This window comes from Nocardioides sp. NPDC087217, assembly GCF_044744805.1.
GTDB lineage: Bacteria > Actinomycetota > Actinomycetes > Propionibacteriales > Nocardioidaceae > Nocardioides.
In genome coordinates, this window is record NZ_JBIUZB010000002.1 from 1,208,912 (window position 1) to 1,226,556 (window position 17,645).

General features: G+C 70.1%; 17 protein-coding genes and 1 riboswitch. Of the genes, 10 read left to right on the forward strand and 7 right to left on the reverse strand.

What is annotated here, in order from left to right:
* Positions 1-61: 61 nt before the first annotated feature.
* The 3 genes from ACIO3S_RS13215 (at position 62) to ACIO3S_RS13225 (ending at position 3,173) form a co-directional block, all read left to right on the forward strand.
* A complete protein-coding gene (locus ACIO3S_RS13215; protein ID WP_400464015.1) occupies positions 62-943 on the forward strand; it encodes an ABC transporter ATP-binding protein in 882 nt (293 codons plus the stop codon).
* Positions 940-2,127, forward strand: a complete 1,188-nt coding sequence (locus ACIO3S_RS13220; protein WP_400464018.1) for an ABC transporter permease — start codon at positions 940-942, stop codon at positions 2,125-2,127. The genes ACIO3S_RS13215 and ACIO3S_RS13220 overlap by 4 nt, the downstream gene beginning before the upstream one ends.
* A gap of 152 nt (positions 2,128-2,279) precedes the next feature.
* Positions 2,280-3,173: an SMP-30/gluconolactonase/LRE family protein gene (locus ACIO3S_RS13225; protein ID WP_400464021.1), complete on the forward strand. Its 894-nt coding sequence runs from the start codon at positions 2,280-2,282 to the stop codon at positions 3,171-3,173.
* Positions 3,174-3,185: 12 nt separating this feature from the next.
* Here ACIO3S_RS13225 and ACIO3S_RS13230 read toward each other — a convergent pair whose 3' ends face one another.
* The 3 genes from ACIO3S_RS13230 to ACIO3S_RS13240 form a co-directional block, all read right to left on the reverse strand.
* Positions 3,186-4,145: a lipid kinase gene (locus tag ACIO3S_RS13230; protein WP_400464635.1), complete on the reverse strand. Its 960-nt coding sequence runs from the start codon at positions 4,143-4,145 to the stop codon at positions 3,186-3,188.
* 73 nt (positions 4,146-4,218) lie between these two features.
* Positions 4,219-4,980: an MOSC domain-containing protein gene (locus ACIO3S_RS13235; RefSeq protein WP_400464024.1), complete on the reverse strand. Its 762-nt coding sequence runs from the start codon at positions 4,978-4,980 to the stop codon at positions 4,219-4,221.
* Between the two features lie 8 nt (positions 4,981-4,988).
* Complete coding sequence (locus tag ACIO3S_RS13240) at positions 4,989-5,780, reverse strand: isocitrate lyase/phosphoenolpyruvate mutase family protein (protein ID WP_400464027.1); 792 nt, start codon at positions 5,778-5,780, stop codon at positions 4,989-4,991.
* Between the two features lie 63 nt (positions 5,781-5,843).
* Here ACIO3S_RS13240 and ACIO3S_RS13245 point away from each other — a divergent pair, with 63 nt between their 5' ends.
* Positions 5,844-6,749 (forward strand): cation diffusion facilitator family transporter, encoded by a 906-nt coding sequence (locus ACIO3S_RS13245; protein WP_400464030.1) that lies wholly within the window; start codon positions 5,844-5,846, stop codon positions 6,747-6,749.
* A gap of 8 nt (positions 6,750-6,757) precedes the next feature.
* Here ACIO3S_RS13245 and ACIO3S_RS13250 read toward each other — a convergent pair whose 3' ends face one another.
* Together ACIO3S_RS13250 and ACIO3S_RS13255 are read right to left on the reverse strand one after the other, a co-directional pair.
* Complete coding sequence (locus ACIO3S_RS13250; RefSeq protein ID WP_400464033.1) at positions 6,758-7,420, reverse strand: helix-turn-helix domain-containing protein; 663 nt, start codon at positions 7,418-7,420, stop codon at positions 6,758-6,760.
* Positions 7,417-8,889: an APC family permease gene (locus ACIO3S_RS13255; RefSeq protein ID WP_400464036.1), complete on the reverse strand. Its 1,473-nt coding sequence runs from the start codon at positions 8,887-8,889 to the stop codon at positions 7,417-7,419. The genes ACIO3S_RS13250 and ACIO3S_RS13255 overlap by 4 nt, the downstream gene beginning before the upstream one ends.
* A gap of 210 nt (positions 8,890-9,099) precedes the next feature.
* On the opposite strand from ACIO3S_RS13255, the gene ACIO3S_RS13260 reads away from it, so the two are divergent.
* From ACIO3S_RS13260 to ACIO3S_RS13270, 3 genes are read left to right on the forward strand one after another with little or no spacing between them, the layout of a single operon-like run.
* Entirely contained in the window at positions 9,100-10,581 is a 1,482-nt protein-coding gene (locus ACIO3S_RS13260) for an APC family permease (protein WP_400464039.1), read from the forward strand.
* 8 nt (positions 10,582-10,589) lie between these two features.
* Positions 10,590-12,578, forward strand: coding sequence for a primary-amine oxidase (locus ACIO3S_RS13265; protein WP_400464042.1), 1,989 nt, complete (start codon positions 10,590-10,592; stop codon positions 12,576-12,578).
* 1 nt (position 12,579) lies between these two features.
* On the forward strand, positions 12,580-13,098 hold the full coding sequence (locus ACIO3S_RS13270; protein ID WP_400464045.1) for a hypothetical protein: 519 nt from the start codon (positions 12,580-12,582) through the stop codon (positions 13,096-13,098).
* A 20-nt stretch (positions 13,099-13,118) separates the two neighbouring features.
* On the opposite strand, the gene ACIO3S_RS13275 is transcribed toward ACIO3S_RS13270, so the two are convergent.
* Positions 13,119-13,802 (reverse strand): helix-turn-helix domain-containing protein, encoded by a 684-nt coding sequence (locus ACIO3S_RS13275; RefSeq protein ID WP_160022780.1) that lies wholly within the window; start codon positions 13,800-13,802, stop codon positions 13,119-13,121.
* 109 nt (positions 13,803-13,911) lie between these two features.
* On the reverse strand, positions 13,912-14,226 hold the full coding sequence (locus tag ACIO3S_RS13280; RefSeq protein ID WP_160022778.1) for a multidrug efflux SMR transporter: 315 nt from the start codon (positions 14,224-14,226) through the stop codon (positions 13,912-13,914).
* Between the two features lie 10 nt (positions 14,227-14,236).
* Positions 14,237-14,300: riboswitch (guanidine-III (ykkC-III) riboswitch) on the reverse strand.
* Positions 14,301-14,404: 104 nt separating this feature from the next.
* On the opposite strand from ACIO3S_RS13280, the gene ACIO3S_RS13285 reads away from it, so the two are divergent.
* The 3 genes from ACIO3S_RS13285 (at position 14,405) to ACIO3S_RS13295 (ending at position 17,603) form a co-directional block, all read left to right on the forward strand.
* On the forward strand, positions 14,405-14,980 hold the full coding sequence (locus ACIO3S_RS13285; protein ID WP_160022776.1) for a LysR family substrate-binding domain-containing protein: 576 nt from the start codon (positions 14,405-14,407) through the stop codon (positions 14,978-14,980).
* Positions 14,981-15,103: 123 nt separating this feature from the next.
* Positions 15,104-16,786: a VWA domain-containing protein gene (locus ACIO3S_RS13290; RefSeq protein WP_400464050.1), complete on the forward strand. Its 1,683-nt coding sequence runs from the start codon at positions 15,104-15,106 to the stop codon at positions 16,784-16,786.
* Positions 16,773-17,603, forward strand: a complete 831-nt coding sequence (locus ACIO3S_RS13295; protein ID WP_400464053.1) for a hypothetical protein — start codon at positions 16,773-16,775, stop codon at positions 17,601-17,603. Before ACIO3S_RS13290 ends, ACIO3S_RS13295 begins: the two co-directional genes overlap by 14 nt.
* Positions 17,604-17,645: the final 42 nt, after the last annotated feature.

A 17,645-nucleotide genomic window follows, 5' to 3' on the forward strand; every position in this document is an offset into this window, starting at 1 on the left:
CCGTCCGGTGCGGCACTGAAATAGCGTGGGTCCCGTTCGTTTCCAACGCAGAGGAGATTCGATGCTCGAGGTCAGCGGGCTGACCCGCCGCTTCGGCGAGATGGTCGCCGTCGACGACGTGTCCTTCCCGGTCCCGTCCGGTGGGCTCACCGGGTTCGTGGGCGGCAACGGTGCCGGGAAGACCACCACCATGCGGATGATCATGGGGGTGCTGGCCGCTCACGCCGGGACGGTCTCCTGGCAGGGGCACGAGGTCACCCGCGAGGACCGGCGGCGGTTCGGCTACATGCCCGAGGAGCGCGGCCTCTACCCGAAGCAGCCGATCCTGGACCAGCTGGTCTACCTGGCGCGGCTGCGCGGCATGTCCACCGCCGACGCGCGCCGGGAGATCACCGTGCTGCTGGAGCGGTTCGGGCTGGGCGGTCGCACCAAGGATCCGCTGGAGAAGCTGTCGCTGGGCAACCAGCAGCGGGTCCAGATCATCGCCGCGCTCGTCCCCGCGCCGATGGCGCTGATCCTCGACGAGCCGTTCTCCGGGCTCGATCCCGACGCCATCGACGCGATGGCGGACCTGCTGCGCGAGCATGCTCGCGACGGCGTACCCGTCGTCTTCTCCTCCCACCAGCTCGACCTCGTCGACCGGCTGTGCGACCGGCTGGTGGTGATGGCCCGCGGCCGGGTGGTCATCCAGGGGACGGGTGAGGAGCTGCGCGCCGACGCGGCGCTCCGCTACCGGCTCGTGCTCGACGGCGACGCCGGCTGGGTACGCGACCTGCCGGGGCTCCACGTCCGCGACGTCTCGGGCCCCGAGGCCGAGATCGAGGTCGTCTCCACCGGTGCCGAGCAGAAGCTGCTCACCGAGGCCACCAGCCGCGGGAACGTGCTCGACTTCCACCGCGTCGTACCCCGTCTGTCCGAGATCTACCGGGAGGTCACCGCATGACCACGTCGCACCCCCGGAGCCAGCCCGTGTGGCAGATCGTCGCGCGCCGCGAGATCGCGGTCCGTGCCACCGACAAGTCGACCCTGATCGGCACCGCGGTGATGCTCGCGGTGATCGTGGGCGTTCTCGGCTTCACCGCGTGGAGCGAGAGCCGTGAGAAGACCTACGACCTCGCCTACTCCACCACGGCCTCGCAGGCGATGGTCGAGGGCATCGCCGAGCGCGCCTCCGACATCGACGAGAAGGTACGCATCGTGCCGGTCGCCGTCGACGACGCGGACGCCGCCCGGCACGCGCTCGAGGAGGAGCAGGCCGACGCCTATCTGCGCCCGGCCACCGACGGCTGGACGCTGGTCACGCTCGAGGACGCCGACTCCGAGCTGCGCGACGTGGTCAGCCAGTCGGTCGAGGCGATCGTCCTGGCCGGCAACGCCGACGCGGCCGGCACGACCGCGGCCGAGCTGACCGAGGGATCGGCGGTCGGAGTCGAGCAGCTCGAGGGCGACAGCGAGCTGTCCGCGATCCGCTACGTCGTCGGATACGCGCTCGCGATCGTCTTCTACTTCGCCTCGATCATGTTCGGGATGACGCTGGCCAACAGCGTCGTGGAGGAGAAGCAGTCGCGGATCGTGGAGATGATCGCCGCCGCCGTACCGCTGCGGCAGCTCCTCGCCGGCAAGATCATCGGCAACGCCGTCATCGCCGTCGGGCAGATGCTCATCTATGTGGCCGTCGGACTCGTCGGGCTCAGCCTGACCGACTTCAGCTTCGCCCTGCCGGCCCTGTCCGGTGCGATCGGCTGGTTCGTGGTCTTCTTCCTGATCGGCTTCGTGGTGCTCTCGACCCTGTGGGCGGTCGCGGGCGCGCTCGCCTCCCGCACCGAGGACCTGCAGTCCTCCTCCACCCCGATCACGATGCTGCTCATGGTGATGTTCTTCGGCGCCCTCTACCTCGACGGGGTCGGCGAGCAGATCGGTTCGTACGTCCCGCCGCTCTCGGCCGTGCTCATGCCGATGCGCCTGGTCGAGGGCACCGCGGCCTGGTGGGAGCCGGTCATCGCCGTCGTCCTGCTCCTCGCCTTCGGCGTCGCCCTGGTACGCCTCGCCGAGCGCCTATACAGCCGCGCCCTGCTCCAGACCGGCGGCCAGCTCTCCCTCAAGGCGGCCTGGCGACTGGAGGAGTAGCCGAGGCGTCACCCCCGTCGGCCGAGACGTCACTTGCGTCGGCCGAGATGTCACCGCGGTGCCATCTCGATTCGCGTGAGTGACTTCTCGCCCGACGTACCTGACTTCTCGGCATGATGGGGGCAGTCGACGACGACCCGAGGAGCATGGACATGGCCCGAGAGATCACCACCGTTGTGGAGGACATGCACTATCTGGAGTGCCCGCGGTGGCACCAGGACCGGATCTGGTTCGTGGACTTCTACTCCCACAAGGTCTACTCGGCCCAGGAGGACGGTTCCGATCTCCGGGTCGAGGCGGACGTGCCCGGGCAGCCGTCGGGGCTGGGCTGGCTCCCCGACGGGCACCTCCTGGTCGTCTCGATGCGCGACCGCCGGATCCTGCGCCGTGAGTCGGACGGTTCGCTGGTGACCCATGCCGACCTCAGCGGCCATGTCAGCCATCACCTCAACGACATGGTGGTGGACGAGCAGGGCAGGGCGTACGTCGGGAACTTCGGCTTCGACATCATGGCCGGCGCCGACGTGGCGCCGACCGTGCTGCTGCGGGTCGACCCGGACGGGACGGTGGCCGAGGTCGCCGACGACATGTGGTTCCCCAACGGCAGCGTGATCACCGACGACGGCACGCTGATCGTCGACGAGACATGCGGCAACCGGATCAGCACGTTCGACATCGCGGAGGACGGGTCGCTGAGCAACCGGCGTACGTGGGCGAAGTTCGGTGAGCTCAGCACGCACACCGCGTTCGCGGAGGCGATGGGCGATGCCGTGCTCGCGCCCGACGGCTGCTGCCTGGACGCCGAGGGCGCCGTGTGGACCGCCGACGCGGTCTTCGGCCGGCTGGTCAGGGTCGCCGAGGGCGGCGAGATCCTCGAGCAGATCGAGCCGGGTGGCGGCGTCTTCGCCTGCATGCTGGGCGGCAGCGACGGCAGGACCCTGTACGTCTGTGCCGCGCCCGACTTCTTCGAGGAGGCGCGCAAGGCCAACACCGAGGCACGGCTGCTGGCCATCCGGGTCGACGTGCCCCGGGCGGGACGCCCCTAGCCCCGGTCGGCCTCAGCTCTGGACGTCCGGCGGCGGACCGTCGAGGCGGCCGGCGCGGCTGCGGATCGGTACCGCGACGTGGAGCGCGTTGCTCTCGAGGGTGAAGTCGGTCGGCGTCTCGGTGACGATCTCGCCGTCGAGGTTGACCGGCATCGCCTCGTCGGTGGTGATCCGCACCGCCGAGGTGGTCACGTGGTGCACCTGGTCGTGCTCGATGAAGTGGCCGCTCCTGAGCAGCCGCGCGATGGAGACGTGGTCGCGCATGCGGCCGCGGACGATGGCGTAGACGTCGAGGAGGTCGTCGTCCACCGAGGCCGTGGGCGAGACGGTGTTGCCACCGCCGTAGTGGCGGCCGTTGCCGACCGCGACCTGGAGCAGGTCGTCGAGCTCCACCGTGTCGTGGTCGCCCTCGGGGAACTCCAGCCGCGCGGTGAACGGCCTGTGGTGGCGGTAGGCCTGCAGCGTCGCCACGGGATAGGCCGCCGGCCCGATCAGCTTCTTCAGGCGCGGGTTCAGGGCCTGGGTCACCGCGACGGAGAGACCGAAGGAGGCGACGTTGAGGTAGGCGTGGCCGTTGGCCCGTCCGATGTCGACGTTGATGACCTTCCCCTCGAGCATCTGCTGGACCGCGGTCTGCGGGTCCTGGTCGAGCTCGAGCGTGCGGGCGAAGTCGTTGGCGGTGCCGAGCGGCAGCACCCCGAGCACGACGTCGCTGCCGGCGATCCGGGCCGCGGCGGCACCCACAGAACCGTCGCCGCCGCCGATGACGAGCAGGTCGGGTTGGTCGGCGGCGACCTTGTCGAGCGTGGCCTCCAGCTCCTCCCCCGAGTGGACTGCGTAGGCGTGCACGTCCTCGATCCCCGCGGACCGCAGCATCTCCTCCGACGACGCCAGCGCGTCCTGTCCCCGGCGCGAGCCGGCGTTGACGACGAGGGCGACCTTCACGGAGTCGCGCGACAACAGCGATTGCATATCCACATCAGGAGCGTACGCACTCCACCTGAGTCCGCGCTGGCCCGTTCCTGTGCGTGGCCTGTGCGGCCGGCTACGGGCCCACGGCGCCGGGCGTGACCACCTCGGCGAAGACCCCGAACGCCGGCTCGCCGGCCCGGTTGAGCGGGCGGTGGGAGGCGAGCGTCTTCAGCAGACGTACGTCCCTCTCCCCCGTCTCCGGATGGCTGTCGATCACGGCGCAGCGTGGGATGGGTACGCCGATCCGGAGCGTCGCCCCGCCGACCCGGATCTCCCGGCCGAGCCAGGTCTCCTCGGCGTAGGGCTCGTCGGTCTCGACCACCAGGTTGGGCCGGAAGCGCGCCGCGTCCAAGGCGTCCGCGCCCGCCTGGCGGGCGAGTTCGCGCAGGGACGCCGTGGTCACCACCGACACCGAACCGGCGAAGACGACGTCGCCGCGACGAGCACGGGTCAGCCGCACCGGCCGGTCGAGCCACCTCGAGAACAACGCCGCGTGCGGGCCGCCGAGCAGCTCCAGCTCGACCTCCCGGCCCCAGTAGTCGCAGGTGAGCCGCTCGCCCGTCGCGGCAGGCTCCGCCGTGGCGGTCTCGCCGTCAGGCAGCACGACCTCGAGCCGGTCGCCTGCCAGATTCGCTCGCACCGCGACCAGCGAGGGGTGCTGCACGGTCCGCAGCACCCGCCCGTGGGCCGGGTCGGTCTCGTCGACCGACACCAGCGCGAAGCCGCGGTCTCCCACGACCCCCTGGGCGTCGAGCACCACTCGTTCGTGGGGCAGGTGCCTGGTCCCCTTGATCGGCGCGAACCCCGCTCGTACGACCTTCAGCTCATCGATCACGGGGCCAGTCAACCAGCACTGCGAAACGCCTTGGCACCCTCGGCCGCCAGCTCCGAATAGCCGGTCGTGCCGGCGCCGAGCAGCTCCTCCGCGGCCCGCTTGACCGCCCCGAGGGCGGCGAACGCGAACGCGCCACCGACCGAGATGCGCGCCGCGCCGGCCTCGGCCAGCTCGGGGACCGACGGGCCGCCCGGCAGCAGCAGGACGTTGACCGGGCGGTCGACGGCGTCGACCAGGCGGCGTACGTCCTCGACGGCGATGACGCCGGGCGCGAAGAGCACATCGGCGCCGGCCTCCTGGTAGGCCTGGAGACGGACGATCGTGTCGTCCAGATCGTCGCGGCCACGGATGTGGTTCTCGGCCCGGGCGGTGAGGACGAACTGGTCACCAGCGGCCCCGGCCGCGGCGGCGACCCGCTCGGCGGCCTCCTCGATGGAGTAGATCGTGTCCTTCTCGTTCCCGGCGTAGTCCTCGATGGACCCGCCCGCCAGGCCGGCGGCCACGGCGAGCCGGAACGTCTCCTCGACCTCGGCCACGGTGCCTGCGAAGCCCGCCTCCAGGTCGGCCGAGACGGGCACCTCGACCGCCTCGACCAGCGCCGTGGCGTGCGCGATCACCTCGTCGCGGGTGACCTGGCCGTCGAGGCGGCCCAGGGTCGCGGCGTACCCGCTGCTGGTCGTGGCCAGCGCCGGAAAGCCCAGCGAGGCCAGGACCTTCGCCGAGCCGGCGTCCCAGGCATTGGGCATCAGCAGCGGGCTTCCGGGGACGTGCAGCGACAAGAACTCATCGGCCTTCGACATGGCTGCACCATCCCACGACCGCCTGCTGAGCGCACGCGAGAATCCGACCTAGACTCATCGAACATGGGGCACGATCACGAACACATCTCACCGGCGGCGGACCGGCGCTACCTGATCGCCGCGATGTCGCTGCTGGGTGTGTTCCTGATCGGCGAGGTGACGGTCGCGATCCTCGCCGACTCGCTCGCGCTGCTGGCCGACGCCGGCCACATGCTGACCGACGTCGGGGCGATCGCGGCGGCGCTGTGGGCGATGCGGCTGGCGGCTCGCCCGGCGCACGGCCAGTGGACCTACGGCTGGAAGCGCGCCGAGATCCTCTCCGCGGCGCTCAACGGCATCACCCTGCTGGTTTTCGCCGCGGTCGTGGGCGTGGAGGCGATCCGGCGCCTGATCGACCCGCCCGACGCCGAGGGCTGGCCGATGCTCGTGGTCGCGCTCGTCGGCTGCGGCGTCAACATCCTCGCGGCCGCGCTGATGGCGCGCGCCAACCGCACCTCGCTCAACGTCGAGGGCGCCTACCAGCACGTCCTCTCCGACCTCTACGGCTTCATCGGCACCCTCGTCGCCGCGGTCATCATCCTGCTCACCGGCTGGACCCGGGCGGACCCGGTCGCCTCGCTCGTGGTCGTCGCCCTGATGACGTACGCCGGTGTCTGTCTGCTCCGCGACAGCGGCCGGATCCTGCTCGAGGGTGCGCCGGCCGAGGTCGACGTCGAGGATCTGCGCCGGCACCTGCTCGGGGTCGACCATGTGGTCGAGGTGCACGACCTGCACGCCTGGACGGTCACCTCGGGCCTGCCCGCGGTCTCCGCCCACCTGACCCTGCTGCCCGAGTGCTTCCTCGACGGCAGCGCGCCGAAGGTCCTCGACCGGGTCCAGGCCTGCCTGGCCGGTCATTTCGACGTCGAGCACTCCACCTTCCAGCTCGAGCCCGAGACGCACCTGGCCCACGAGCCGGGCATGCACTGAGCGGTGCCTCAAGGACGGGTCAGCACGGCTCGCAACCGGTCGACGTCATCGCGGACCAGCGAGAACAGTCCGGCCGCGTCCTCGAGGCGGGGCGCTGGGACCGCGAGTGCGACACCGGCGACGAGCACGCCGGCGTCGTCACGAACGGCCGCCGCCAGGGAGCCGTAGCCGAGCTGCCCGTCGCAGACGACGTACGCCTCGGAGACGTCCGCCGCCGGCAGCAGCCCGAGCGCCGCGGCGCCCGGTTCGGTGGCGATGCGCGATGGGTCCGCCAGCGAGGCGGGGGTCAGCGGGAAGTCGGGGTCGACGTCGACCAGCTGCATGCGGCCTTCGCGGAAGGAAGCCAGATGTACACCGGCCCGGATCCGGGCCCGCATCCCCGCCAGAATCTCCCCGGTCTCACGTTCGCGGTTCGGCGCAGCGTTCGATGCGAGCATCGCCACCCGGTGGCCCAGCGCGAACCCGGACAGGTCGGGCAGCCGGACGAGGTACTCGTCCTGGACGAGAAGGTTGACGAGCCGGTACGTCGTCGCCCGCGGGATACCGAGTGCCGCAGAGATCTGCTGCGCGGTGACGCCCGGGCCCGCTCGTGCGATCTCCTCGAGCACGGAGAGCGCGCTCCGTACGGCATGCGGCTGGCGCCCGCTCAGATCGGCACCGCCCGCGCTCACTGGCCACCCAGCAGGTCGTCGGTGGTCGGCTCGTCGAAGAGCCCCATCCGGGCAAACTCCTCTCGTCTACGTACCCGCACGTGCAGATAGCCCAGCGCACCGGCAACGACGACGACGCCCAGCAGAGCCAGCGCCAGCGGCTCGGTGCCGGCGACGACCGCGATGTAGACCACCAGCACACCGGCCAGCGCCACCGCCACCACGCCACAGGCCCAGACCACCGAGCGGGTCAGCTCACCGATCCGGCGCAGGAAGACCGGCGCGGCGACCGCGACCAGGCCATAGGCGACGATGTAGCCAACAGCGGAGACCACGATCAGGACGCTCATCGCCCGCCACGGCGAGAGCCCGACCGCGAGCAGCACCAGCGGCAGCGCCACCGTGGCGGGGACGACGACCGCGAGGGCGCCCAGCGGCGTACTCCGCAGCGGGTCGGTCAACCCGACCGCCCGCGGCAGGACACCTTCGCGACCGAGGCTGAAGACCACCCGCGCCAGCGCGGTCGACGAGGCGATGGCGCAGGCCAGGAACGAGGCGGCAAGCCCGAGGTCGAGCATCCGGCCGAGCAGCGGCACCCCTGCCCCGTCGGAGAGCAGGTTGAGTGCGATGTCGTTGTCGGCCACATGCAGGCCGAAGGAGACACCGGCCGCCTCCTGAGCATAGGCGGAGAGCAGGTAGGTCAGCCCCACCACGATCAAGGTCCAGCGCATCGTGCGAGGGACGGTGAGGAACGGACGCGCCGCCTCGCACCCCAGCGACGCCGCCGTCTCGAACCCGACAAAGGCGGTGATCGCGACCGCGGTCCCGGCCACCAGCCCGCCTGGGCCGGGCAGCCCGGCACGGAACGGCGCGGTCAGCGCATCGGCGCCCACCCGTGACAGGACGGTCACCAGCAGCACCAGCAACGCCGCGACCGAGACGATCTCGACGACCAGGGTGACCCGCACCGAGATCCGGATACCTCGGCGCAGCACCACGAAGCAGACGAGACCGAGGACGACCACACCCATGGCGGTCACCATCGGGGAGGAGGCGGCGACGCCGGCCGAGCCGAGGAAGGTCTGCACCGACAGCGCCGCCCCGACCAGCCCGAACATGGCCACGAACGCGTACCCCACCACCTGCCCGAGCGCGGTCACGTACCCAGCGCTGGGCCCCAGCCCCTTGGTGACGAACGTGTAGAGCGACCCGGGTGCCGCCATCCGGCGAGTGAACTGACCAACGGCATGGCCCACGCCCGCCACCAGCGCCCAGGCCAGCACGACGCAGACCAGCAGCGAGTGTCCGGACCGAACGGCGATCAGAGCCGGCATCGTCGCGGCCGCGGCAACCGGAGCGGTGGCCCCGACCGACTGGGCGAGCACGTCGACGAACCCGACCGTACGCCGCTCCAGGCCGGCCATCGGCGACCTCTCGCCCACCCCAGGGACCTGCGGTGGGTCGATGATCGCCCTGTCGAGTGCGTTCATCGCTGCCTGCTTTCCGTGTGACCGAGGGTTCGGATCAGGCTAAGGGCCTGGCGGTTTCACCCTGGTTACGCAGACGTCACACCGGGCCGCATGCCAGATGAGACCAGGGAATCCCGTTCGGTCGGACCAGAGAGTTTGCGTCGGCGTGATCGAGGCGAAAGACCTGTCGGCGACGGTTGAACCACCTGCCCCCGACCCTGGGAGATCCACATGTCCACCGCAGACCCCGCCACACTCCCGGCGGCCGCCCCACCAGCCACCAAGCGTCTGACCGGGCAGCTCGGTGCCGGCTCGATCGTCTTCATGGTCGTCGCCGCCGCCGCACCGCTGACCGTCATCGGCGGCGGGTTCCCGCTCGCTGCCCTGCTCGGCAACGGTGCCGGCGTTCCGGCCATGTTCGCCATCGGCGGAGTGATCCTGCTCCTCTTCGCTGTGGGGCTGTCCACGATGAGCAGGTACGTCACCCGGCCCGGAGCGTTCTTCACCTACGTCGGCTACGGCCTGGGTCGCCCAGCCGGGCTCGCGGCGGCGTGGCTAGCGATGCTGACGTATACGACGATCCAGATCGCGGTCTACGGGTTCCTCGGGCTCACACTGGGCGGTTGGGTCGAGCAACAGACCGGGTTGGCGCTGCCTTGGTGGGCCTGGGCCCTGGCCCTTGTCGGAACCGTCGGCGTGCTCGGCTACCGTCACGTGGAGCTGTCCGCGAAGGTGCTCGGGGTGCTGCTGGTCGCCGAGGTCGGGATCGTCCTGGTGCTTTCCGCCGTGATCCTGGTCCAGGGTGGGGCCGACGGAATCAGTGTTTCCTCCTTCACTCCGTCGGTGATCATCTCCGGCACACCAGCACTGGCTCTGATGTTCTGCATGGCCGGGTTCATCGGGTTCGAGTCGACCGCGATCTTCCGCGACGAGGCTCGCGACCCGGAACGGACCATTCCGCTGGCGACGTACGCCGCGGTCGCGATCATCGCCATCTTCTACACCTTCACCTCCTGGGCGCTGGTGCAGGGCTGGGGCGACGGGTTCACGGAGGAGATCCAGACCGACTACGAGGGCTTCATCGGCACCACCGCCGCGCGCTACCTCGGTGGCGCGGGCGCGGAGATCGTCACCGTTCTGCTGATGACCAGCCTGTTCGCGTGCGTGCTCTCCTTCCACAACGTCATCACCCGCTACCAGCACTCGATGGCGCACGCGTCGCTGCTGCCGGGGGCGCTCGGGCGGGTGCACGCCAGCCACGAGTCGCCGCATACCTCCTCGCTCGTGCAGACGGGCACCTCCGGCCTCTTCATAGTCGCCTTCGCCGTGCTCGGTCTGGACCCCTACCTCCAGGTGTTCACCTGGTTCTCCGGGGTGGCCACGTTCGCGATCGTGATCCTGATGGCGCTGACCTGCCTCGCAGTCATCGTCTACCTGGTCCGCGGCAAGATCAGCGCCGGGATCTGGCGGACCTGGGTCGCACCTGGACTCGGACTTCTCGGCCTGGTCGCGATCGCCGTGATCCTGTTCATCAACTTCCCGATGCTCCTGGGCGACGTCGACGCCGCGGGCGCCCCACGCTTCGGTGCCCTCACGATCGCCTTCCTGGTCGTGACCGCCGCCTTCCCCATGCTCGGGCTCATCCAGGCGTACGTCCTGAGACGCAGGCGCCCCGAGGCGTACGCGAACGTCATCGACAACATCTCCGAATGAGGAAACCCATGACTCTGCAGATCTCACCCACGGTCACGACGAACCCGGTCTCCTCGCTGAACGCCGCCGAGATCACCGCTGCCAGCAAGCTGCTGCACGAGGCCGGGCACGTGAGCGAGAAGACCAGATTCGCCTACGTCGGACTCGACGAGCCCGCGAAGGCGGATGTGCTCGCGGCGCTCGCCGACACCGGGCCGGTCCCACCCCGCTGCGTACGCGCGCTGCTCCTCGACACCGCGACCGGCGTCGGACTGGACACGCGCGTCGACCTCACCGCCGAGACGGTCACGGTGACCGAGGTGGACAACACCCGAGGTCAGTTGCCGATCCTGGTCGAGGAGTTCACGGCGATCGACGCGATCGTCCAGGCCTCCGCCGAGTGGGCCTCCGCGCTGGAGAAGCGCGGCTACGCGGTCACCGACGTGGTCACTGCTCCACTGTCGCCCGGCTACTACGAGAACCCCGGCGAGGAGGGACGGCGGATCATCCGGGTCTTCCCGTTCGGCTTCGCCGATCCCACCGACCACCCCTGGGCGCACCCGATCGACGGCCTGTGCGCCTACGTCGACATCGTGGCGGGTGAGGTCATCGAGCTGATCGACAACGAGCTGCTCCCGGTGCCTGCCGAGCCTTCGCAGTTCCACCTGGACTCGGGTCGCCCAGCGCCTTTGGAGGGTCTCAAGCCGATCGAGATCACCCAGCCTGAAGGCCCGTCGTTCCAGGTGAGCGGCGATGCCGTGACCTGGGCCAACTGGAGCTTCACCCTCGGTTTCGACGCCCGCGAGGGCCTGGTGCTGCACAACCTCGCCTACGCGGACCCGGACAAGGGCGGCGAGATCCGCCCGGTGGTCTACCGAGCCTCGATCGCGGAGATGGTCGTGCCGTACGCCGACCCTTCGCCGACCCGGTTCTGGCAGAACTACTTCGACACCGGCGAGTACATCTTCGGCCGCTTCGCGAACTCACTGAAGCTGGGCTGTGACTGCCTCGGCGAGATCCGCTACTTCGACGCGACGCTGGCCGACGAGTTCGGCAACCCTCAGACGATCGAGAACGCCATCTGCATGCACGAGGAGGACTTCGGCACGCTGTGGAAGCACACCGATCTCTTCGTCGAAGGCGTCTCCGAGGTGCGTCGCCAGCGCCGCCTGGTGATCTCGTTCTTCACCACTGTCGGCAACTACGACTACGGCTTCTACTGGTATCTCTACCTCGACGGCAAGATCGAGTGCGAGGCCAAGCTCACCGGCATCCTGTTCCCGTCCTCCTACAAGGGCATGGAGGCATGGCCGTACGCCACCGAGGTCGCCCCCGGGGTCGGCGCGCCGTTTCACCAGCATCTGTTCAGCGCCCGCCTCGACATGATGGTCGACGGGGTCGCCAACGCCGTCGAGGAGGTGGAGGCGGTCAGGCTGCCCGTCTCCGAGACGAACCCGTACGGCAACGCGTTCACCTACTCCTCCACGCGCCTCGCCTCCGAGGCTGAAGGCGCGCGGTCGGCCGACTCTGCCGTGGGTCGCACCTGGCACGTGGTCTCCACCGATCGTCGGAATGCGTACGGCCGACCGACCGGTTACGCGCTGCACGCCGAGCAGAACCCGACCCTGCTGGCCGACCCGTCGTCCTCGATCGCGGCGAGGGCGGAGTTCACCACCAAGGAGCTCTTCGTCACCGCGTATTCCCCGTCCGAGCGTTACCCGGCCGGCGACCTGGTCAACCAGAATCCGGGCGGCGACGGGCTCCCCGCCTACATGGCGGCGGATCGGCCACTGGACGGAGCCGACCTCGTGCTGTGGCACACCTTCGGACTGACCCATTTCCCGCGACCGGAGGACTGGCCGGTGATGCCGGTCGACTACGCGGGCTTCAAGCTGGTGCCGTACGGATTCTTCGACCGCAACCCGACGCTCAACGTGCCGGCAAGCGATGCGTCGCACTGCGGGTCGTCCTGCCACTGCGAAGTCTCGGGCGACCAGCACAGTCACGCCGGAGACTGACGTGACTGCCCTGGCGGTGCTGACCCTGGTGCCTGCCGTGGTCGGTGTCGGTTGCTGCGCAGCCGGCATCGACCGGGGCACTCGCTCAGTCGACGTCAGCGCCCTTGGCGCGATGGTGCTGATGCTGGTCGCGATGACCGACACGATGCTGCTCGGGATGAGGTGGGGTGAGCCGGTGCTCGCACCCCTGTGCTGGGCGCTCGTGCTCGGTGTCCTGGGCGCGGCTCTCGTCGGCACGCGCGAGGTCCATGCGGAACGGCTCCCCCGCGGCCTGCATCTGATCGCGATGGCGGCCCTCACCGCGTCGATGGGGACACCCGCCGGGACACATCACCTGCACCACCGGCCCGCTGCCCTTCCGGCCCTCGTCGTGCAGGCTGTCGCGGTGAGTGTGGTCGCCGGTTTCGTCGCGTACGCAGTCATCGAGAGTCGCCGCGACAAGACGCCGACGCTCGCCCGCGTCGAGCTCGGCACCTCATCGGTCTCTCTAGCCGCCATGGCGGCCATGACCTTGCTCTGAGCCTTTGGAGCCGGACGGGGTCAGGCCCGCGCGAGCGCGGTGAGAGCCGCCTCCCGCGCCTGCTCGATCGCGTCCTCGGCGACCCCGCACAGGCGCAGGCAGGCCGAGGCGATCGTGGCGACGGTCGTGCTGCCGACCCGGTCCTCGCGGCGGAGGCTGACCACGCTCTCGACCATCTGCACGAGGAGCTCGCCGAGCCCGGGCTCGCCGCTGCTCGCCGAGACCCGCTCCCCCGCGGCGCGCTCCGCGACCCGGCTGTAGCCGGCGACGAGGTCACCGCGGAGATGACCGTAGCGGTCGTAGACGGGTGAGGCGATGACGTCGGGCAGGCGGTAGAGCATGCCGATGTTGTAGGGCATGGCGACCAGCGCGCTCATGTCGCTGACGGCGAGGGCGTAGAGGCCGACGTCGGGCGTGACCGACCCCATCCCGGCCTCGATCTTCCCGGCCTGCTCGACCCGGTCCTGGACCGAGCGCTCGAGCAGCACCGCGAGGATCTCCTCCTTGCTGCCGAAGTGGTAGTAGATGGAGGCCTGCCTCAGCCCGGCACCGTCCGCGATCTCGCGGGTGGTGGTGCCGGCATAGCCGCGGCTCACGAAGAGCTCGGCAGCGGCAGCGAGGATCTGATCTCGGGGGTTCGCCGCGATCTTTCCGGGGAGCAGCCGTGGACGGCCGCGACCCGGGCGCGGCGAGATCTGTGACACCGTGGCATCGCCTTTTTCTGTCGTGCGATAGATAACATTGGAGAGGGTAAGTTTCGCACTCATATCGAAAGAGTCAAGCGCCCCGAGCACGTGTCCACCCTCGAACCGGTCAGTGCGTGAGCTTGAGCCCGACGACACAGCCGACGAGCGCGACGATCAGCACGACGCGTACGGGGCTGATCGCCTCGTCTCCCGCCACCATCGAGTAGCCGACGGTGAGCGCGGCGCCGATCCCGACCCAGACCGCGTAGGCGGTGCCGATCGGCAGGGTGCGCATGGCCATCGCGAGGCCCACCAGGCTGCCGATCAGGGCGACGCCGAAGACGATCGACGGAACCAGCCGCGAGAACCCCTCGGTCCGGCCCAGGGCGAGCGCCCACACGGCCTCGAGGACGCCGGATACCACAAGAAAAAGCCAGGACATGACCACTCCAGACGGCCGTCTTGTCGCGCTTCCGGGTACGGCTCCCTCGTCCGGCAGCCGGTCTCGGCTGACGTCTTCGACCTTAGCAAACCTGTCACACGATAGAAACTTCGCGGCAACATGGAACGCCGCGTTCTTCAGCACGGGACTCAGCGCCGATCGATGAGAGGATGCGCAGGTGACCTTCACCGTCGGCTTCGTCACCGGAGCCACCCCCGACAAGTGGGCCCGGATCTGGCGAGACCGCAGCCGTGAGCGGCTCGAGCTCGTCCCGGTCACCGAGGAGGACCAGGAGCGGCTGCTGCGCGAGGGCGAGCTCGACATGTGCCTCGTACGCCTCCCCGTGGACCGCGACGGCCTCCACTGCATCCCGCTCTACGAGGAGCAGCCGGTCGCGGTGATGGGCCACGAGCACCTGCTCTCGCTGCTCGAGGAGGTCACCCTCGACGACCTCGCCGAGGAGCAGCTGGTCCTTCCGGAGCGCGGGGGCTGGAAGCCGTCCGCGGAGCAGCTGAAGTGGCCTGCGATGAGCGAGAAGGATGCCGTCGAGACGGTCGCGGCCGGCACCGGGATCGCGATCCTGCCCATGTCGATCGCCCGCCTCTACCACCGCAAGGACGCCGTCTCCCGGCCGGTGACCGGCATCGAGCCCACGACCGTCGGCCTGGCCTGGCTGATCGACAACGACGACGAGCGGGTGCAGACCTTCATCGGCATCGTCCGCGGCCGCTCGCGGAACTCCTCTCGCCACTGAGCCCCGGCAAATGCCGGGTGAACGCCTGGCGACATCTGCTTCGCCTGGATCCCATTCCACCCAGCGGTGCCGCGGCTCGTCCCTAGACTCTGCCCGATCCAGACAGAAGGCAGGCGTTTTCAGGTGAACCGCACGGGGTGGACGACCGTCGTCGCAGGAAGTCTGGGCCTGGTCCTGCTCGCCTGGTTCCTGGTCGCCAACGCGCTCCCGGGCGGTTCCGGGCCGGACAGGCTGTCCGACCCGGTGACCCTGACGGTCGCGGCCGGCTCGGAGCTCGACGACGTCCTATGCGCGGGCGGCACCAGCAAGGCCGAGGAGTCGACCGGCACGCCGGTGCGCTGTGAGCCCAGCGCACTCGTGAAGCGGCTCCGGGAGGAGACCAACGTCGCGCTCGAGCCCGAGTTCATCGGCACCCTCGAGGCCGCCGACGCGATCGTGGCCGACCCGGACCGCTACGACGCGGCCTGGTTCGCCTCCGACGACTACCTGCGCCTCGCCCTGGCCGCCAAGGGCACCGACGACCTGACCTCCTCCGACCCGATCATGCGCTCACCGGTGGTGCTCGGCGTGCACCACGACGTCGCCACCCGGCTCGGCTGGACCGGCGACGCCGACGTCTCCTGGGAGGAGATCGCCCGCCGCGCCGGCGACGGCGAGCTCGGCTTCCTGATGACCAGCCCCGCCTCCTCCAACTCCGGCCTGTCCACGCTCGCCGGTGTGGCCACCGCCTTCGATGCCGAGCCGCCGTTGCAGAGCGAGGACGTCGGCCTGGTCCAGGACGACGTACGCCAGCTCTTCAGCGGGCAGCTCGGCCGCGCGGCCAGCTCCGGATGGCTCTCGGACACGTTCCGGGAGAACCCGACGGCCTACGACGCGATCTTCAACTACGAGTCCGAGCTGCTGACGCTCGCAGAGCAGGTCGAGGACCTGGACATCGTCTATCCCAGCGACGGCACCACCGAGGCCACCTACCCGCTCACGCTCGTCGATGCCGAGAAGCAGAAGGCGTACGAGACGGCGGTCGCGTGGCTGCGCACGGCCGAGGTCCAGGAGGAGCTGAGCGAGAAGAGCGGGCGGAGGCCGGGTCGCACGAGCGTGACGCCCTCCCCCGGCGTACCCGACAACGACGTCAAGACGCTCCCGCTGCCGGACGACCTCGGCACCATCGACGAGCTGATCTTCACCTACTTCGACGAGTTCGCCCCCAAGACGCGGACGACCTATCTGCTCGACACGTCCGCCTCGATGGACGAGATCAAGATGAACCAGCTGCGGCGGGCCTTCGAGGGGCTGGCCGGCGACGACACCTCGATCAGCGGCCAGTTCAAGCGCTTCCGCAAGGGCGAGCGGCTCTCGGTCTACACCTACGCCGACGAGACGAAGTCCCTAGGGTCCCTCGTCGTCGAGGACCAGCCGGAGCGCGACCAGGCGCTCACCCGCCTCATCGACCGCGTCGGCGAGCTGACCGGCCACGGCGGCACCGCCTACTACGACGCCATCGACACCGCGTACGCCGGCATCTTGGCCTCACCCGACGAGGGCGCCACCACCTCGATCCTGCTGATGACCGACGGCGAGCAGAACGGCGGGCAGTCCCATGCCCAGCTCAGCAAGAAGTACGAAGCGGCCTACCGCGACCTCGGGGTGCCGCTCTACGTGGTGCTCGTCGGCGATGCCGCCACCTCGGCCGACGCGAGCATCGAACAGCTGGTCGGCTTCGCCGAGCACACCGGCGGCCGCGAGGTCGTCGCCAAAGACGCTGCCGACCTCCGCACGATCTTCCAGGAGATCCGTGACTACCAGTAGGCCCGAGTCGACGCTCGCCACCATCGTCAACTCCGGCTTCACCGCCGCCGGAGCGGTTCTCGCCGTGCCGCTGGCCGGAGCCGCCGTCGCGACGAGCGCGTGGGGCTGGGCCGTCGGTGCGGTCGGCGCGCTCGCGATCGGCGCCGGCTCCGCCGCCGTCCGCGCGAACCGCCGCGAGCGGCCGGGATCCACGCCCCCGCCACCGCGCGGGATCGAGGGGCGACCGATCCACACCTACTACTTCCTCTCCGAGACCCGCATCGCGATGCTGCACGCCCAGCTCTTCCGCGGCGAGGTCGGAACCGTTCTTCGCGAGGTCGTCCGGAGCTCCTCCGGCAGCGCGGAGGCAGGGCTCGACGTACCGCCGGTCAAGGCGGTGACCAAGTACGTCCGCGACGTCGCCAGGAAGTACGCCCAGGAGGCTCGCCCCACCCGGGAGACCCTGGTCGGCGACGTGCTGGCCGAGCTGCAGCAGCGCGGGCTGCTGCACGAGCCGGACGGCGAGCTCGACCGGGTCGCCGGCCTGGTCGCGCAGACCGCCTCGGACGACCAGTTCCTGCAGTTCACCGTCGCCGGCCCGGACGTGCGCCAGGCGATCCTCGCGGTCCCGGCGCCGGCCACGGACGGACGCGACAACACCGGGACGCTGGAGCAGAAGAGCCATGGGCTCACCATCACCATGCACGTGGGCAGTCGCGGGAAGCAGGAGGACTTCGACGAGCTCGAGCATCGCGACAACGTGGTCGTGGTCGGCGTGCTCCGCAACCTCAGCACCGCCGACCGGACCGCGACCGTCCGGGTGATCGCGATCTACTGAGCGACCCGGGTCCGCGCGGGCCGCGCACACGCGGCAGACTTT